Origin of the sequence: Komagataeibacter oboediens, from assembly GCF_018491655.1 — a bacterium.
Classification (GTDB): domain Bacteria; phylum Pseudomonadota; class Alphaproteobacteria; order Acetobacterales; family Acetobacteraceae; genus Komagataeibacter; species Komagataeibacter oboediens.
Map to the genome: position 1 here is coordinate 408,452 of NZ_JABLUU010000001.1, position 17,902 is coordinate 426,353.

At 62.9% G+C, this 17,902-nt stretch carries 12 protein-coding genes; 11 read left to right on the top strand and 1 reads right to left on the bottom strand.

Annotation, left to right across the window (positions count from 1 at the left end; genetic code table 11):
* Positions 1-67: 67 nt before the first annotated feature.
* The 5 genes from HNO79_RS01790 (at position 68) to HNO79_RS01810 (ending at position 6,108) form a co-directional block, all read left to right on the top strand.
* Positions 68-2,068, top strand: a complete 2,001-nt coding sequence (locus tag HNO79_RS01790; protein WP_010515092.1) for a potassium transporter Kup — start codon at positions 68-70, stop codon at positions 2,066-2,068.
* 135 nt (positions 2,069-2,203) lie between these two features.
* Complete coding sequence (gene hemW, locus HNO79_RS01795) at positions 2,204-3,376, top strand: radical SAM family heme chaperone HemW (RefSeq protein ID WP_200410534.1); 1,173 nt, start codon at positions 2,204-2,206, stop codon at positions 3,374-3,376.
* 118 nt (positions 3,377-3,494) lie between these two features.
* Entirely contained in the window at positions 3,495-4,553 is a 1,059-nt protein-coding gene (locus HNO79_RS01800) for a nucleoside hydrolase (protein ID WP_048855649.1), read from the top strand.
* Positions 4,554-4,570: 17 nt separating this feature from the next.
* Positions 4,571-5,014, top strand: a complete 444-nt coding sequence (locus HNO79_RS01805) for a DUF1489 family protein (RefSeq protein ID WP_214164256.1) — start codon at positions 4,571-4,573, stop codon at positions 5,012-5,014.
* A gap of 32 nt (positions 5,015-5,046) precedes the next feature.
* A complete protein-coding gene (locus tag HNO79_RS01810; RefSeq protein ID WP_029329567.1) occupies positions 5,047-6,108 on the top strand; it encodes a lytic transglycosylase domain-containing protein in 1,062 nt (353 codons plus the stop codon).
* Positions 6,109-6,217: 109 nt separating this feature from the next.
* Here HNO79_RS01810 and HNO79_RS01815 read toward each other — a convergent pair whose 3' ends face one another.
* Positions 6,218-8,254: a glycoside hydrolase family 3 protein gene (locus tag HNO79_RS01815; protein ID WP_244987391.1), complete on the bottom strand. Its 2,037-nt coding sequence runs from the start codon at positions 8,252-8,254 to the stop codon at positions 6,218-6,220.
* Between the two features lie 224 nt (positions 8,255-8,478).
* On the opposite strand from HNO79_RS01815, the gene HNO79_RS01820 reads away from it, so the two are divergent.
* The 6 genes from HNO79_RS01820 (at position 8,479) to HNO79_RS01845 (ending at position 17,861) form a co-directional block, all read left to right on the top strand.
* Complete coding sequence (locus tag HNO79_RS01820; RefSeq protein ID WP_010515098.1) at positions 8,479-9,012, top strand: DUF3576 domain-containing protein; 534 nt, start codon at positions 8,479-8,481, stop codon at positions 9,010-9,012.
* Positions 9,013-9,112: 100 nt separating this feature from the next.
* Positions 9,113-11,746 (top strand): leucine--tRNA ligase, encoded by a 2,634-nt coding sequence (gene leuS, locus HNO79_RS01825; protein ID WP_110507000.1) that lies wholly within the window; start codon positions 9,113-9,115, stop codon positions 11,744-11,746.
* Between the two features lie 3 nt (positions 11,747-11,749).
* A complete protein-coding gene (locus HNO79_RS01830; protein WP_010515101.1) occupies positions 11,750-12,610 on the top strand; it encodes an LPS assembly lipoprotein LptE in 861 nt (286 codons plus the stop codon).
* Complete coding sequence (holA, locus tag HNO79_RS01835; protein ID WP_214164255.1) at positions 12,607-13,626, top strand: DNA polymerase III subunit delta; 1,020 nt, start codon at positions 12,607-12,609, stop codon at positions 13,624-13,626. Before HNO79_RS01830 ends, holA begins: the two co-directional genes overlap by 4 nt.
* A gap of 1,618 nt (positions 13,627-15,244) precedes the next feature.
* The gene (locus tag HNO79_RS01840) at positions 15,245-16,480 is read left to right on the top strand and encodes an NAD(P)-binding domain-containing protein (protein WP_010517347.1); all 1,236 of its coding nucleotides are present in this window, start codon (positions 15,245-15,247) and stop codon (positions 16,478-16,480) included.
* A gap of 52 nt (positions 16,481-16,532) precedes the next feature.
* Entirely contained in the window at positions 16,533-17,861 is a 1,329-nt protein-coding gene (locus HNO79_RS01845) for an ATP-grasp domain-containing protein (RefSeq protein ID WP_214164254.1), read from the top strand.
* Positions 17,862-17,902: the final 41 nt, after the last annotated feature.

Genomic DNA, 17,902 nt, shown 5'->3' on the forward strand with positions numbered 1-17,902 from the left:
ATGCGAAACTATCCGGTCGCGATGTGATGCCGGTTTTCTGTCTTCATTGCCGCGGAGCCGTCACGACATGACGCAACCCACGGGGCCTTCTGCCCCCGGATCCCCGACGCCGCCGGATGGCGCAGGTCATCCCGCCACTGCCGCGGACAAGGCCACGACCGCGCCCAAGATTACCGAATATGGCGCGGACCAGCACGAACACGCTGCAAACCCCGTAGGCTTTGCCGCCCTGCTGGGTGTGCTGGGCGTGGTGTTTGGCGATATCGGCACAAGCCCGATCTACGCCCTTCGGTCGACCATCATGGTCGTCTCGCAGCACCACCGGATCGCCCCGTGGGAGGTACTGGGCGTTCTCAGCCTGATCATCTGGTCGCTGCTGCTGATCGTGACGGTCAAATACGTCATCCTGATCATGCGCGCCGACCATAATGGGGAAGGCGGGATCATCTCGCTCATGTCGCTGGCCCAGCGCGTGGCCCCCAGCAACCGGCTGCGCATCGCGCTGGGCATGGTCGGCATCGGGGGGGCCTGCCTGTTCTTTGGCGATGGCATGATCACCCCCGCCATTTCCGTGCTGTCGGCAGTGGAGGGGCTGGAAGTCAGCTTCCCCGCCGCGCGTGACCTGGTCATACCCATTGCCCTCATGGTCCTGATCGGGCTGTTTTCGGTCCAGTGCTACGGCACGGGCAAGGTGGGCACCGTGTTCGGGCCGATCATGCTGGTGTGGTTCAGCCTGCTGGGCATACTGGGCGGACTGCAGATCCTGCATCACCCGGCGGTGCTGCTGGCCATATCGCCCACCTATGCGGTGCAGTTCATCGTCTATCACGGGTGGCTGTCGTTCATTGCGCTGGGCTCGGTCGTGCTGTCGGTCACGGGGGCGGAAGCGCTGTATGCCGACATGGGGCATTTCGGCCGCCAGCCCATCCGCTATGCGTGGCTGTTCTGCGTGCTGCCCTGCCTTGCGCTGAATTACCTGGGCCAGGGTGCGCTGATCATCGCGGACCCCGCGGCGCTGGCCAATCCGTTCTTCCTGCTTGGCCCGCACTGGCTGCAGGTGCCGATGATCATCCTGTCCACCTTCGCCACCGTCATTGCCAGCCAGGCGGGCATTTCGGGCGGTTTTTCGCTGTGCCGCCAGATCATCCAGCTGGGCTACCTGCCACGCATGCGCGTGACCCATACGAATGCGGAGGAGGAAGGCCAGATCTACCTGCCGGAATTCAACCGCTTCCTGATGGTGGGCGCGCTGCTGCTGGTGCTGGCCTTCCGCAGTTCGGACGCGCTGGCCTCTGCCTACGGCATTGCGGTGACGGGCACGTTCATGTGCACCTGCGTCCTGGCGATGGTGGTGTTCCGCAGGCTGTACCACTGGTCGCGGCCCGCCGCGATCGCAACCTTCGGCGGCTTCTTCCTGCTTGATGCCACGTTCTTCGCGTCCAATGCGCTCAAGATCCCGCAGGGCGGCTGGGTGCCGGTGCTGCTGGGCATCGTGCTGACGCTTATGATGACGACGTGGAAAAAGGGTCGTCAGCTGATCATGAACCGGCAGAAGCAGGACAGCATGCCCATGAACTCGTTCCTGGCCCGCCTGCCGCAGTCGCGCATCATCCGCGTGCCGGGCACGGCGGTGTACATGACCGGGAACCCCGATTTCGTGCCCGCCTGCCTGCTGCATAACCTCAAGCACAACAAGGTACTGCATGATCACGTGCTGTTCGTGACCGTGCAGACGCTGGACCAGCCCGAAGCCGATCACGGCCACCGCGTGGCGTTGCAGGAACTGGCGCCCGACATCTACCGGATCATCCTGCGGTACGGCTTCATGGAAATGCCCAACCTGCCCCGCGCGCTGGAGGACCTGAAGGCCAGCGGCCTTGATTTCGATGCGCTTCAGGCATCGTATTTCACCAGCCGTGAACTGCTTGTGCGTTCGTCCGTTCCCAAGCTGTCGCGGTGGCGGATGTCGCTGTTCCTGTTCATGGCGCGCAACGCAACCCCGGCGACGGAATTCTTCCGCATTCCGCCCGACCGCGTGGTGGAGCTGGGCGTGCGGCTGGCGATCTGAAAAATAACAGAAGCTTTCGGGTGTCGCCTTTTTTCAAAAAGGCGACATTCTTTTTGAAAAAAGCTTCACCAAAAACTTCATTCCGGTTTGCAAGGGGGTTCGTTGGCAGGCTTTTCAGACAGCCCTTTATCAGGCGTGGAGGAACCGCTGGCGCTGTACGTGCACTGGCCGTTCTGCCTGTCCAAATGCCCGTACTGTGATTTCAACAGCCATGTGCGTGATGAGATCCCCCGCGCCCGCTTCGGCGCGGCACTGCGGCGCGAACTGGCGCACGAAGCCGCCCGCATGGGCGATGACCGGGCCGAGCGACCGACCATAAGCTCCATTTTCTTTGGCGGCGGCACGCCATCGCTCATGGCACCCGAAACGGTGGCCGGGCTGATTGATGATGCCCGCATGCTGTTTGGCCTGACGGATAATGTCGAAATCACGCTGGAGGCCAATCCCACCAGCGTGGAAACCGGCCGGCTGCGCGCCTTCCGTGACGCAGGCGTCAACCGCATTTCCGTCGGTGTCCAGAGCCTTGATGCCGAAGCCCTGCGCTTTCTGGGGCGCGAACATGACGCGCCACAGGCCATGGCAGCGCTGGAAACGGCGCGCAGCCTGTTCGACCGGATTTCATTCGACCTGATCTATGCCCGCCCCGGACAGGACGCCGCGGCATGGCGGACGGAGCTGGAGACGGCGCTGTCGCTGGTCTCGGATCACCTGTCGCTGTACCAGCTGACCGTCGAACCCGGTACGAAATTCGAAAGCCTGTACCGTCAGGGCCGTTTCCGCCTGCCTGATGGGGACGAAGCCGCGCGCCTGTATGAACTGACCGCCGAGGTCGCGGGCCGCCACGGGCTGCTTGGGTATGAAATCTCCAATTATGCCCGCCCCGGTGCCGAAAGCCGCCATAACCTGACCTACTGGCGATATGGCGACTATCTGGGCATTGGCCCGGGCGCGCATGGGCGGCTGACCCGCAATGGCGTGACCTGCGCCACCCGGCGTCACCGCGCACCTGAACCGTGGGCAGAGCGGGTGGAACGCACCGGCACCGGCGCACATGCGGAAGAACGGCTGGATGATCGCGACCGTGCGCGCGAAATGCTGCTGATGGGGCTGCGGCTGGCAGAAGGGATTTCCACCACGCGGTTCGCCCGCCGCACCGGCATGACGGTGCACGACGCAACCGACGCCGACATCATGGCCGCCGCGGTGGAGGAAGGCTATCTGGTCGCTGATCCCGCCCGCCAGACCCTGCGCGCCACGGCTGCGGGCCGCCTGCGGCTGGAAAGCCTGCTGGCCGCGCTGGTGCTTTAGGAATTTAGGCAATACGATGGCGGCCCACCATACGTAAGGCCAAGGAGTGCATCGCGTGTTCTCATCCGCCCTTTCACTGACTGCCCGGTTTGCGGCCTGTCTTACGGCTGTCACGCTGATGGCCACATCGGCCCTCGCCGCCCCTGCCCCGGCTACGGCCGGGCAGGAACTTGTAATCGAGGATAACGACTTCCTTGGCCCGGGTGGGTCGGACCAGCTTTCGGCCATCCCGCTGCTGTTCAACCCGCATGTCCGCGTGCTGGGCTTTACGGTGGTGTCGGGCGACGGGTGGGAAAACGCGGAATCCGCGCACCTGCGCCGCCTGCTGGAAATCGTGGGACGCACCGACGTGCCGGTTGCCGATGGCGCGGTCTATCCGCTGGTCAACACGCGAGCCGAAATGAAGCTGCATGAACAGCAGTACGGCATCATTCCATGGAAAGGCGCCTGGGGCGGGGCGGGTTCGATCGACAGCGCCACGGACACCCAGCCCGCCATTCCGGCCATGAAGGAAGGGGCACCCCATCTGGCCCCCGTGGCGCAGAGTGCCGCGCAATTCCTGATCGAACAGGTCCATGCCCACCCGCATGAGGTCACGATTGTCGCGGCGGGACCGCTGACCAACCTGGCGCTGGCGATCCGTCAGGACCCGACCTTTGCCGAAACGGCAAAGCAGCTTGTTTTCATGGGGGGCCTGCTGGACACCAGCATGATGTCCATTACCGGGAATGCGGATTTCGCTTCCGATTTTAACATGATCTTTGATCCCGAGGCCGCTCACATCACGCTGACCGCACCGTGGAAAAAGGTGACCGTGGTGGGCAGCGTCTCGAATGATCTCATGCTGTCGAAGCAGTACCTGGCCCGGCTGACGGCAAAGAAGACACCGCTGACCGATTACATCGGCAGATATTATGATCCGCTGCCCATGTGGGATGAAATGACGACCGCCATCGCCGCTGATCCCACGCTGGTGACATCGGCCGTGGACGCCCGCATGGATATCGATACCAGCCGTGGCCCGCATTATGGCCATGTCTTTGTCGTGCCCGATTCGCTGGCTCCGCATGACAGCCCCATGCGCACCGTGCATATCGTGCGCAGCATTGATGCCGACCGCTTTCGCGACATTTTCGCGCAGCAGGCACAGACCGACCTGCCCGGTCGGGAGCACTGACGGGGAACACACGCAGCATGCTGCACATGGTCAAACTGGCGGTTGGCATCCAGTCCATCGAGGATCTGGCTGCACGCCAGTCTCTCCAGACGCCGCCGGTTGATGACCTGGACGGCACCAGCGCCGCCGGCATGCCGTGGTTCCGTACCCGCATGTACCCCCGCAGGGCTGCGGACATACTGGATGGTGGTTCGATCTACCGTGTCATTGGCGGGCGCATCCTGTGCCGCCAGCGCATTACCGCAATCCAGCCCGACACGCGTGAAGATGGCACGCCATGCACACTGGTGGTCATGGCGCCCGACATCATCCCGGTCCAGCCACGCGCCATGCGGCCGTTCCAGGGCTGGCGCTACCTCCGCCCCGAGGATGCGCCGCCCGACCTGCTGGCCAACAGCCATACGGGCGACGTGCTGCCCGAAGCCCTCCGTAACGAACTGGCGGAACTGTGCCTGATCTGAACATGTCCCCGACCCCTTCCTCCCTGCGGGGCATGACGCGCCTTGGTGTTCTGGTCCTGACCGGGCTGGGCCTTGCCGCCTGCGCCAGTTCGGGCGGCGGCGGTGGAAAGACGTCGCATTACAACAGCTATTATGAAGGCAAGGCCGCATACCGCGCGCCGGGTCCGGTCACGGACCCGTGGCAGCCCTATATTGCCGATGCCTCCACCCGGTTCGCCGTACCGCAGGAATGGATTCGCGCCGTGATCCAGAAGGAATCCGGCGGCCATGAATATATCGACGGGCACCTGACGCGCTCGGCCAGCGGGGCGATCGGGCTCATGCAGCTCATGCCGCCGACCTATGCCGACATGCAGCGGCGTAACCACCTTGGGTCCGACCCGTACAATCCGCATGACAACATTCTTGCGGGCACGGCCTATATCCGCATCCTGTACGGGCTGTATGGCGCGCCGGGCTTCCTTGCGGCCTATAACGCGGGCACGCAGCGGCTGAACGACTACCTTGAAAATGGTCGCCCCCTGCCCAGCCAGACGGTCCGCTACCTGCGTATCATCACCCCCAATCTTGGCAACGAGGTCGCGTTGAGCGGACCGCTGGCGGTCTATGGCTCCTCCGGCCAGCGCGTCGCCGCCAACCCGCCCGCGCTGGGACCGGGCAACACCGGGGTCAAGGCCGACCATACCTATATCCAGTACGCCACCCTCAACCCGCCCGCCCCCGTGCAGCACCGCACGGCCTGCGTACAGGACGCCAGTCTGGCGTATGATCCAACCAACACCACCTGCCATACCGACGCCCGCACGGCTGCAGCCCCTGCCGCCAGCGCCGGGGCCGGTTACGGGGCATGGATGGTGCAGGTCGGGGCCTTTACCGCCGAAGGACAGGCCCGCTTCGCCACCACCATGGCCCGGCAGGGGGACTTTGCCGCCCTGCAGGGCGCGCGCAGCATGGTCATTCCGGTCAACAAGCCCGCCGGGGGCGTGATCTATCGCGCCCGCCTTGCCGGGCTGTCACAGGCGACGGCCACGCAGGCCTGTTCCACGCTGAAAAATCAGGGCCTGCCCTGCAGCGTGATCCGCCCGGGACAGTAAACGGATTCGATTATGCCGTAATGGGGAATATAAAAGTTTTGGGATGTCGCCTTTCTTCAGGAAGGCGATGCCCGTCCGGAGTTTTCTTCACTTTATAATATAACTGTCCCTATTCCGAAGCCATAACCGGCGCGGCCGTGCTGTCCAGCGCACCGGGCACATGCAGCGCGGGCAGGTGCAGTGTCGCATGCCGCACCATCATGACGGAAGAAAAGCCCAGCGAGAGGGTATAATCCCCCGCCGCCACGCTCCAGTTGCCGCCCGCCGGGTTCCATTGTCCCACCAGCCGCAGGCTGACCGGCACACTCAGCCGCACGGTATGTCCCGGCGCGACCATGATGCTGCGCCATCCGGCCAGACGACGGGCAGCCCCCGGCACATCATCGGGCATTTCCACATACAGTTGCGGAACCGCGCGTACCGGGGTGTCATCGGGATTGGTGATGGAGAAACTGGCCGTCGCATGGTTGCCATCGCGCACGACATGCAGATCGCTGAAGGTCAGGTGCCCCCGCGTTGACAGGCCATAGCCAAACGGAAACAGCGGCACGACATGGGCGCGGGCGAACGCGCGATAATCAGCATCCGCCAGACCTGGCGGATAGAAGCCCCCCGTCAGCGTAACCGGCAGATGGCCGGAAAAATCCTGCTGCCCGGACAGAAGGGCGGCCAGTGGCTGGGCATATTCATCCCGCCACGCCCATGCCTGCACCACGCTGTCCACCGTATCCAGCCAGGGCATCTGCCGGTCCGGGTCGTCCGACGCCAGCACCACGACAACGTGGCCACCCATTTCCGCCACGGTTGAAATCATCTGGTTGTCATCATTGCCCGCACTCAGCACCAGCGTGCGCGCGGCCTGCGATACGGCAGGTGGCAGGGTGCCGGGCGCACCCGCCCCCTCCGTCGCAACGGACAGCGCCACGTTCAGCCCCGCATGCCGCAGCGCATCAGCCAGCTTTTCCGCCGCAGGACGCAACGCGGGATGGACCAGCATCAGGACAGGACCAAGGGCGGGGTCAAAGGGTACGACCCTGTTTTCATTCTGCAGCAGGACCGCGCCCTGTGCCTCCACATCCGCCACCAGCGTGTCAGGGGATGCGGGCGGCGCGCCATTATGCGCGCTGGAGAAAGGGGGCGGATGGTCAAGACTGCCTGACATGTAGAACGAGGCGAGGATATGCGTCACCATTGCCTGCACCTGCGCGGGTTTCAGGCTGCCCTCGCGCACGGCCTGCCGCAGGGCCGCGCCAAAGACGTCATGGCCGTCCGTATCCACCTGTTCCATGTCCACGCTTGCCGCGACGGCTGCCAGTGTGGGTGCAATGTCCGCATTCCGGATCTCGCCCGCGCCACCGGGCCGCGCCATGACCATGCCGGGAAAATGCCAGGCGTCATGCACTATGGCCCCAAGGCCGGTTACGGTCTGGCACGGCGCCATGCCGCCACACAGTATGGCCCCCCCATGCGCCGTTTCCAGCGCCATGGCGACACCCAGCAGGCTCTGGGATGCAAGCTGGGCTGCGGGTACCTGCGTCGTGCGGTCGGGCAGGGTACCATCCGCGCGGGACTGTTCCTCCGTCGCGACCGACCCGAAGACCGGCAGTATATGTCCCGCCAGCAGTCCCGCACCGATCATGCCCGCCATGCTTCCGGCAAGAACCTGATCCTCCCCCGCCTGCAGGCGGCCTGATGGCAGCAGGTCAACGCCCCCCACGCGCAGCACCGCACGGCCATGCAGCCATTCGGAGCGTGCCCGCGCGCTGCCCGCCCGGCGGGCAAGGTCGGGATCCCATGTCGCCGCCAGCGCCAGCCATGGCAGCAGCGGATGGGGGGCGCCATCGGCAGGCTGGGCCGCATGGGCGAAATCCGGCATGCGCAGCACCGGCAGGCCCAGACGGGCAACGCCCGGCCATGCCAGCAGGTCACCTGCCTCTGCTGTCGTGCCCAGACCGGCAGCGGGGCGGGCCTGAACGACCGTCTGCTGTTCATCGGGCTGCATGCGCGCGGCCATGTCCGCCGCATGCGCGGTGCCCGTGCTGCCACCCGGCGCCCCGGCCGCATAGGCTGGCAGGACCGACAGCCGCAAAAACACGATGCCCGTACACAGGGCGGCGACGTACCATGTGGCTGAGTGTCTCATCATGTCCCATTGCTGTTGAAAGGTGACGCCATTTTTGCGCCTCCGGCCGGGATTGTCACGCAACGCAGGGTAAAGTGGCCGTGCGACTTGGCGGGACAGGCGGGGCAGGATATGAAGAACAGACAACGCGACAGGCCAGAACGCACCCTGCCCGGCATGGCCGGCAGGTCAGGCGCATGGCTGGATTACCACATGCGGGGGCCATCCCCGGCGTCCATAGAGGCATCATGACCCTTCGTCCGCCCAGTTCTGCCCCTTCTGCCGCCCCGTCGGGCCGCCACCTGCCGCCGCGTGCGATCGTGCCCGCGCTGCTGGCCATAAGCCTGCTGGCAGGCTGCGGCAGTGCGCCGCAGCATGACAAAAGCGGGCTGGCCATTCCCCAGAACCGCCTGCTGAAGGAAGACCGGGGCGCCAATGGCGGTTCCACCCCGCTGGAAAGCAACGGGGTCAATGCCTTCCTGTGGCGCGGCGCGCTGGATACGCTGTCCTTCATGCCGTTCGCCTCTGCCGATGCGGTGGCGGGCGTGATCCTGACGGACTGGTACACACCGCCCGCAACCAAGGATGAGCGATTCAAGATCACCTGTTTCATCCTGTCGCGCAGCCTGCGTTCGGACGCGGTACGCGTATCGGTGTTCCGTCAGGTGTTCCAGGACAACCAGTGGGTCGATACTCCCGTCGCGGCCAATACCGTATCCGACATCACCGCGCGTATCCTGACCCGCGCACGCCAGCTGCGGACCGATAGCGGACAGCGCTGATCCCCGCCCCCGGCGTTCCTTTCCACCGGGTGGCACAGGCCGTGCTGCCCGCACCTTTCCGGCGGGGCATCCCCGCCCCCGCATACCGAACCAGAAGAAGATGACCGAAACCAGCACCCCACCGGACAGCGCCACCCCCGCCTATGACTTCCACACGGCCGAGCCGCAGTGGCAGGAACGCTGGGCTTCGTCGGGCATCTTCAATGTCCCCGATGTCCCCCCTGCCGACCGGCCGAAATATTATGTGCTGGAGATGTTCCCCTATCCGTCGGGACAGCTGCACATGGGCCATGTGCGCAATTACACGCTGGGCGATGTGGTGGCGCGGTACAAGCGTGCGCGTGGCTTCAGCGTGCTGCACCCGATGGGCTGGGACGCCTTTGGCCTGCCGGCGGAAAATGCCGCGCGCGAACGCGGGGTGCATCCGGGCAAGTGGACGATGGACAACATCGCCGCCATGCGCGCAACGCTGAAACGGCTGGGCTTTTCATTCAACTGGGACCGTGAGATCGCGACCTGCCTGCCGGAATATTATGGCAAGCAGCAGAAGCTGTTCCTCGACATGCTCAAGGGCGGCCTGGTTGAACGGCGTGAAAGCTGGGTCAACTGGGATCCCGTGGACAACACCGTGCTGGCGAACGAGCAGGTGGTCGATGGCCGGGGCTGGCGTTCGGGCGCGCTGATCGAACAGAAGAAGCTGTCGCAGTGGTTCCTGAAAATCACGAAATTCGCCCCGCAGCTGCTTGATGGCCTGTCCACCCTGCCGCGCTGGCCCGAACGCGTGCGCACCATGCAGGAACGCTGGATTGGCCGATCCGAAGGGGCAAGGGTCCGTTTCGCCCTGCATGAACCGCCCACGGGTTTCGATATCGACCTTGATTCGATCGAGGTCTTCACCACCCGTCCCGACACGCTGTTCGGCATGTCCTTCCTGGCCATTGCGGCCGACCATCCGCTGGCGGCCAAGGTCGCGGCCAAAAACGCGGCGGCCGGGGAATTCATTGCCGAATGCCAGCGTCTGGGCACGTCGGAAGAGGCAATCGAAACCGCTGAAAAACGCGGTTTCGACACCGGGCTGCGCGTCAGCCACCCCTTCATGCCCGATAAATCCTTCCCGGTCTGGATCGCGAATTTCGTGCTGATGGATTACGGGACGGGTGCGGTATTCGGCTGCCCGTGCGGTGATCAGCGCGACCTTGATTTCGCGCGCAAGTACAACCTGCCGGTCACCCCCGTCATCCTGCCACCGGGGGCCGAGGCCGCGACCTTCACCATGACCGACAGGGCATGTGATGGCCACGGCACGCTGTTCAATTCCGGCTTTCTGGACGGTCTGGATACCGAGACGGCAAAAAAGGAAGCGATCACCCGGCTGGAAGGCATGGGAATCGGTCAGGGTGTGGTCAACTGGCGGCTGCGTGACTGGGGCATTTCGCGCCAGCGTTACTGGGGCTGCCCCATTCCCGTCATCCACTGCACGGATTGCGGCGCGCAGCCCGTGCCCGATGACCAGCTGCCGGTAAAGCTGCCCGAGGACGTGACTTTTGACCGCCCCGGCAACCCGCTGGAACACCACCCGACATGGAAGCACGTGGCCTGCCCCAAATGCGGCAAGGCCGCCGTGCGCGAGACCGATACCTGCGACACCTTTGTGGATAGTTCGTGGTATTTCGCCCGCTTCACCGCGCCGCACGCGCCCACGCCCACCGTGCCTGCCGCGGCTGATGGCTGGCTGCCGGTGGACCAGTATATCGGCGGGATCGAACATGCGATCCTGCATCTGCTGTATGCACGCTTTTTCACCCGCGCGATGCATGAGACAGGACACCTGCATGTGGACGAACCCTTCAACGGGCTGTTCACGCAGGGGATGGTCAACCACGAAAGCTACCGCGACGCGGACGGCAACTGGCTGTATCCCGAGGAGGTCGATCGCAGGGCCGATGGGGCCGTGCGCCGCGACAATGGTGCGCCCGTCACCATCGGTCGCGTGGAAAAGATGTCCAAGTCCAAGCGCAACACGGTGGCGCCCGTCGCCATCATCGAACGCTTTGGCGCGGATACGGCACGGTGGTTCGTACTGTCCGACAGCCCGCCGGAACGCGACATGGAATGGACGGAATCCGGCGTTGCCGCGGCATCGCGCTTCCTGCAGCGCCTGTTCCGCCTTGTCCGCACGGTGGCGGAACAGACCCCGGCGGGTGCCGCGTGTCCCGCCAGTGTATCACGCAACGCGGATGCCCTGCGCCGCACCACCCACCGCACCATCGCGGCAGTAACCGACGCGCTGGAAACCTTCAGTGTAAACGTGGCCGTGGCGCGGCTGCATGAACTGACCTCCGCCATGGCTGATGCGGAAAAGACGGCAGGCGAGGACGGCATGGCGTTCGCCCGGCGTGAAGCGGCCACCACGCTGGCACTGCTGTGCGCGCCAATGGTGCCGCATCAGGCGGAAACGATGATGGCGCTGCTTGAACCCGGCGGCCAGCCGGTGGTGGACCGCACGTGGCCGGTCGCCATCGCGGACCTGCTGAAGGCGAACGAACTGACCATCGCCGTCCAGATCATGGGCAAGCTGCGCGGCACGATCGCCGTGCCGCCGGACATGCCCGCGGACAGGGTCATCGCCATGGCGGAAGCCGAACCCAACGTGGCGCGCCTGCTGGATGGCGCGCGGATCGTCAAGCGCATCCATGTGCCGGGCCGGATCGTCAACTTCGTGGTTGCGAAATAGCCCATGGCGCATCCCGTCCGTCATCCTGTCGTGCTGGGCATCCTGCTGATGGTGGCAGGATGCGGCTTTTCGCCCATGTACAAGACGACGGGAACCCATATCGGCGCGGATGGCAAACCCACCGTGACCAATGTGGTGGCGGAACTGAAACAGGTGTACGTACCGATCATCCAGGAACGGTACGGCCAGCAGCTTCGCCAGTTCCTGCAGCAGGATCTGGGCGGGGCGGGGCCGGAAGACCCGACCGGTTATGAACTGCGCATCAGCACCTACATCATGAACGAAGCGGTGGACATCCACGCGGACAATACCAGTGGCCGCACGCGGACCACCGCCTTCGCCCACTGGCAGCTCTATACGCTGGGGGACAACCCGCACATGCTGGCGGGGGGAGATGCCTCGGTCGTGGATGGGGTGAACAATACATATGAACAGTATTTCGCCCTGACGCTGAACCTGGAAACCGTGCGCACCCGTGTCGCCAAGAACATGGCCGAACAGGTCACCCAGCAGGTGGCGACGTGGTTCCGCACCCATGCCCGCCCTGCGGTGGACGGGTCGGTCGCGGACCAGAACCAGCCGCGCTATGTCGATCCCAACAGCATCGTAAATCCCAATAACCAGATGCCGTCCCAGCAGCCGGGCGCCGATGGCCTGCCCGCACTGGCGACAGGCCGGACCGATTCCCAGCTGAACGAGGAAAACAACGAAGGCAGCAGCCTGTCCACCCAAAGCGCCCCCATGGACAGCACGCCGCAATCCACCAGCGGCAACCGGAGCGGTTCGGGCACCTCCATGGCCCCGGATGTCGATACATCCCCCTCCTCCGGTATCAGCATAGGCGGCGGGGGCGCGAACGAGTGAAGATCGATGCCCGCGCCGTCAATGCCACCCTGCAGGCACCGGGTGCGCTGCGGGCCATTATCCTGCATGGGGATGACGCGGGGCTGATTCGTGAGCGGGCCACAACCGCGGCGAAAGCGGTCTGCGCGGACCTGCAGGATCCGTTCCGGGTCGCCATTCTGGGCCGCGAAGACCATGACCGGCTGGAGGAGGAAACGACCGCCCTTGCCCTGACGGGGGGGCGGCGCGTGGTCTGGCTGCGCGAGGCGGGTGACAGCCTGCTTGCCCCATTGCAGCACAGCCTGGGACTGTCATCCGATACACTGATAATTATGGAAGCGCCGGGCCTTGCCTCGCGTTCGAAATTGCGCGCCTTTGCGGAAAAGGACAGGCAATGCGGCGTGATCGGCTGTTACCCCGAAGAGGGACGGACGCTGGAAGCCGCCATCCGGCAGATGCTATCGGCGCAGAACGTCGGGATCGACCCTGATGCGCTGGGGTGGATGGTGGAGCGCGCAGGCCCCGACCGCGCGGCGACACGCAGTGAAGTTGAAAAACTGGCCCTGTTCGCCGGTGCGGGCGGCAGGCTGGGAATGGAGGACGTGCGCGCGTGCATTGGTGACGCGGCGGGCGTATCACTGGAAGACGCGGCCTTTGCCGCCATGGCGGGTGACCGCAGGACGGCGGACGCGGCCGCGGAACGGGCGCTGACCACCGATGGCAGCAGCCCGGTCGTCCTGACACGCGTGCTGCTGTCACACATCCACCGGCTGCGGCGGGCGCGGATTGCGGTGGATGGCGGGGCAAGCCGGGCGGACGCCATGCGGCAGTTGCGCCCCCCCGTTTTCTTCAAACGCACCGACAGCTTCGGTCAGGCCATGATGATATGGTCCGCCAGCGCCCTGCTGCGTGCGGCTGAAGACACGCAGGCACTGGAACTGGCATGCAAACAGACCGGCAGCCCCGATGTCGTGCTGTGCCTGCGCCATATCGCCCGGCTATGCGCACAGGCGCAACAGATGCGCAGGCGGCATTAAGGGAAAATATTCCCCCTTCCCTTCGTGAAACATCTTGCCGGGGTGGGCTGCCTCGGTTAGAAAATCCGGGTGTGTCCGCGTAGCTCAGCCGGATAGAGCACAGGATTCCTGGTTTGCAATTGGGCGTCACGACGGGAAACCACGTGGCGGATCTGCTCAAATTCGGGGAACGCTCTGGCAAATGCCGTGCCAATCCCGAGCCAAGGCCGGTTTTCCGGCAAGGTGTAGAGACTGGATGGGCAGCACCTGTCAACCGCATGCGGTTTATGGTGAAGGGACAGTCCAGACCACGAACGCCATATCCCTATGGCGGCGGTGAAAGCCGAAGTGGTACGAATCCTGGGGCCGTGGGTTCGAATCCCGCCGCGGACACCACAAATCCCTGCCAATCCCATGACCATCAGATCTGCGGCAGGATCTGTTCGTTCGCGGCAGGATGGTGCCCGCCCTGCATGGTCACATCAGCATGGAACGCGCCACCGGAACTGAAACCATCCGAGTGCCAAGGCCGGCCCCTGTCAGATCGCATGCAGGCCGGTTGAATGCGTCCACCGTTTTGGTTCCATTCGTGACAGACATGGCAGATGACCGACCCGCTCTTCAGGCATATCTGACACGAAATGCGCAGCGACATCGTGCATGGAATGCATGCCGTGCGGGCATGACATCCCGGATGCCGTCTGGCTGGCATTCATGCACGAATTGCCATTATACCGGCAGCATGCCTGTTACAATGAAACACTGCGATATATTTCAGCCCGTTGTCATGATGATATCCAAGACATTTACGATTACATCACTATCAATATACAGGTTCCATGTTCATTTCCTAAATGGAATTAATTTCTGATTACCCATGTAAGATACATCTAAAAATTCATAACTTCACATAAATATTTTCCTTAATTCATATAATATTACGACTGTATATTTTTACATTACATGGAAATAAATCAGCATTCTGCAAATTATATTTCAATATGTTCTGTAGAATTCCTTGCAGGAAGAATAAAAAAATGACCCACTTCCGCGGACTACAGCTTCTCTTTCCATGCAGAATTTTCCGCCATTTATTGTTTCACTGTATATATTCGAAAATATAATGAATGGCGATATTCATTCAGAATACATTCTTATAAAATAATAAACAATTGGCATCAATAAGATCAATTTATGAATTGATCCTATCTTCACTCACACCCGCCTTAACAAAGTGTTTCTATTCATTCGGAGATATAACCTACCCATAACGAATAGAACATATTCAATGCATATAAAGTATGGGGGCAAGAAAAGTTCCCTGACTACAGTCAGTTAATCAAAAAAATGTTTCAAAATCCGATTCAGGCCATAAGCATCCGTCGAAAGTGTGTGATTTGTACCAGACCGGAACTTTACACCCACGCCTACTTTTTTTGTGATTGTTGTCTGAGATAAGGTAAATGTATGGTTAATATATGGCGGAACATGAGGTCCGTTTCCACACACTTCTGGTCCCGATGGGCCTGAAACAAGAAACGTGCGCGTGTTTCCTCCATACTGCAAATAACGACCAAACGTTTTGTGGCCATTATCAGGTCCTGTTCCATTTCTGCACTTACTGGCTGGTGGATTTCTGATGAATACCGACGTAGCCATTATAGGGGCCGGCCCCTATGGTCTCTCCCTTGCAGCCCATCTGCGCGACAGGGGTGTCAACTTCCGTATTTTCGGGCGCCCGATGGGGTTCTGGCGCGATCATGTCCCCGCCGCCCTGCGGCTTAAGGCAGAAGGGTTCGCACTGAACCTGTTTGACCCCACCCGCAGGTCAACCCTTGCGCGGTTCTGCAAGGAACGGGGATATCCCTACGCCCCCATTGGCGAACCCATTCCTGCCGAGGTTTTCCGGGAATACGGCGAAGAATTCCAGAAAACCCACGTACCCCACCTCCAGCCATGCCGGGTCACGCATCTGGCACGCACGCTGGACGGGTTTGTCCTTCATCTGGACAATGGAGAAAGTGTCCTGGCGCGCAATGTGGTCATGGCGATCGGGATCGAACACTTCGCCTACACCCCTCCTGCCGTGCGCAACCTGCCTGCCGACCGGATCAGCCATACCTTTGACGAAACCACGTTTGACCGCTTTGCGGGCAAACGGGTCGCCGTGATTGGCGCGGGGTCATCAGCGGTGGATACGGCCTGCTTCCTGCATAATGCTGGCGCGCAGACCTTTATCTGCACCCGCCGGCCCAAGATATGGATCAACCATCCCCCACGAAACCTGACGGGCCTGAAACTGCTGTGGACCCGGATCAAGAAGCCGGTTTCCGGTCTGGGGACGGGGTGGCGGTCGCGCATGGCCTGTGACCTGCCCGATGTCTTTCACATGCTGCCCGCCCGCCTGCGCCTGCGTATCACACGTGGCCATCTGGGGCCGGCGGCGGGATGGGTAACAGGTCAGGTTGTCCGGGACAGGGTACCGATCTGGCTCAATCTCGACCTGCAATCCGCGCAGATGCGCGATAACGCCGTCCATCTTGTCTTTCGCGATACAAAGGCCGAGCGCCCGCGCACGGTGGATGTTGACCATGTATTCCTGGGCACCGGCGTCCGGGTGGATATGCAGCGCATCCCCTTCCTTGACCCCGTGCTGGCGCGCGCCGTCCGCACCGAGGAGAACATGCCCGCCCTGTCACACAGTTTTGAGTCGAGCGTGCCAGGCCTGTACTTCATCGGCCCCATGGCGGCGGGCAGCTTTGGTCCCCTTTTACGCTTTGCCTGGGGTGCGCGCTTTGCCGCGCGCCGCCTGAGCGCCCGACTGGGCCGACAACCCGTATCGTTCCCGGTCCCGCAGGCCGCCTTTGCGTCCTGACTTCCCCTGCACCTCATCCTGAATCCCGACCCGAGCTGGAAAGTTGCGGATCATGAAAAACGATTTTACGGTTCTTATCGTCTCCTCCGTGTGGTGGTCGGCCATCACACGCGCTGCGGTGGAATTCCTGGAAAGCGGGGTGGAAGTCCATGCCATCTGCCCGGCCGGCCATCCCCTGCGCTGCCTGGGTGCGATCAGGAGCATACAGACCTATCCGTATGTCGCGCCGACCGCAGCGCTGGCTGATGCCATTACACAGCTCCGCCCCGACCTGATCATCCCGGCGGATGACCGGGTCGTTGTGACCCTGCACCAGGTTTTCAGCGAGGCCGACCCCTCGACCGCCACGGGCCGGTTATGCCGCGACACCATCGAAAGATCCCTCGGGCGACACGAATACTTTGCCTATGCGCAGACGCGGCTCCGGCTTATCGATGTCCTGCGCGAACAGGGCATTCCCACCCCTGCGGCAACCAACCTCGCCACCCTGGAGGATGTCAGGCGCTGGTGCGCGGCCACGCCCGGCCCGTGGGTGCTCAAACGCGACCGGAGCTGGGGCGGCTCTGGCGTGGTGATCGCGGATACACAGCAGGAAGCCGAAAGCGGTTTCCATCGCCTGTCGCAGCCGGTGCGCATGATCTGTGCGCTGCGCGTGCTGCTGGCGGATCGCGACATCTATTCCTTCATGGAGGCAACGGCCCGGCGTCCCCTGCCCGTCATGGCGCAGGCGCATGTCACCGGCATGCCCGCCAATATCATGGTGGCATGCTGGGAAGGGGAAGTGATCGGCACGCTGGGGGTCAATGTCGTGTCCTATCAGGGACGCACGGGGGCGGCGACGGTGATCGAGATCACGCAGTCGGCCGATATGGAACGCGCGGCACGGGTCACCTGCGCGGCATTGAAGCTGTCGGGTTTTTTTGGCCTGGATTTTGTACGATGCGCAAAAACCGGCACCTATCATTTTATTGAAATGAATCCCCGCCTGACCCAGATTGGCCATCTGTGCCATGGTGGCAATACCCTGATCCGTCGCCTGCTGCAGCATGTACGCGGCAGGGCGCAGGTGCCCATGCCCGCCGCCGCGATGGAACTGCATGAACACACCCTGATCGCCCTGTTCCCGCAGATCCTGCGCACCGACCCCGATACGATGAAGAATGCCTCCGCCTGGATCGATATTCCATGGCGCTATCCTGAACTGGTGGAGGAACTGCTGCGCCGTCCGTGGCCACGGCGGGGATCTGTCGCACGGCTGGAAGAACGGCTGAGACCCAACATGCCCTATGGCAAATCCGTGGATCGGGGGGAGGCACTGGGCAAACTGTCCACCCTGCTGAAGACAGGTATGGTCACGGATATGCCCATGGCCACCCTGTAAGAAATAGAGTGTGGGTCCGCTGCTGATGAAAACCGGCTGTT

What these genes read in the sequence shown, in the direction of transcription:
- HNO79_RS01840 (WP_010517347.1), top strand. Translation starts at nt 15,245, where the DNA reads ATGAATACCGACGTAGCCATTATAGGGGCCGGCCCCTATGGTCTCTCC.
- HNO79_RS01815 (WP_244987391.1), bottom strand. Translation starts at nt 8,254, where the DNA reads ATGATGAGACACTCAGCCACATGGTACGTCGCCGCCCTGTGTACGGGC.
- HNO79_RS01820 (WP_010515098.1), top strand. Translation starts at nt 8,479, where the DNA reads ATGACCCTTCGTCCGCCCAGTTCTGCCCCTTCTGCCGCCCCGTCGGGC.
- leuS (WP_110507000.1), top strand. Translation starts at nt 9,113, where the DNA reads ATGACCGAAACCAGCACCCCACCGGACAGCGCCACCCCCGCCTATGAC.
- HNO79_RS01845 (WP_214164254.1), top strand. Translation starts at nt 16,533, where the DNA reads ATGAAAAACGATTTTACGGTTCTTATCGTCTCCTCCGTGTGGTGGTCG.
- HNO79_RS01830 (WP_010515101.1), top strand. Translation starts at nt 11,750, where the DNA reads ATGGCGCATCCCGTCCGTCATCCTGTCGTGCTGGGCATCCTGCTGATG.
- HNO79_RS01805 (WP_214164256.1), top strand. Translation starts at nt 4,571, where the DNA reads ATGCTGCACATGGTCAAACTGGCGGTTGGCATCCAGTCCATCGAGGAT.
- HNO79_RS01790 (WP_010515092.1), top strand. Translation starts at nt 68, where the DNA reads ATGACGCAACCCACGGGGCCTTCTGCCCCCGGATCCCCGACGCCGCCG.
- HNO79_RS01810 (WP_029329567.1), top strand. Translation starts at nt 5,047, where the DNA reads ATGACGCGCCTTGGTGTTCTGGTCCTGACCGGGCTGGGCCTTGCCGCC.
- HNO79_RS01800 (WP_048855649.1), top strand. Translation starts at nt 3,495, where the DNA reads ATGGCCACATCGGCCCTCGCCGCCCCTGCCCCGGCTACGGCCGGGCAG.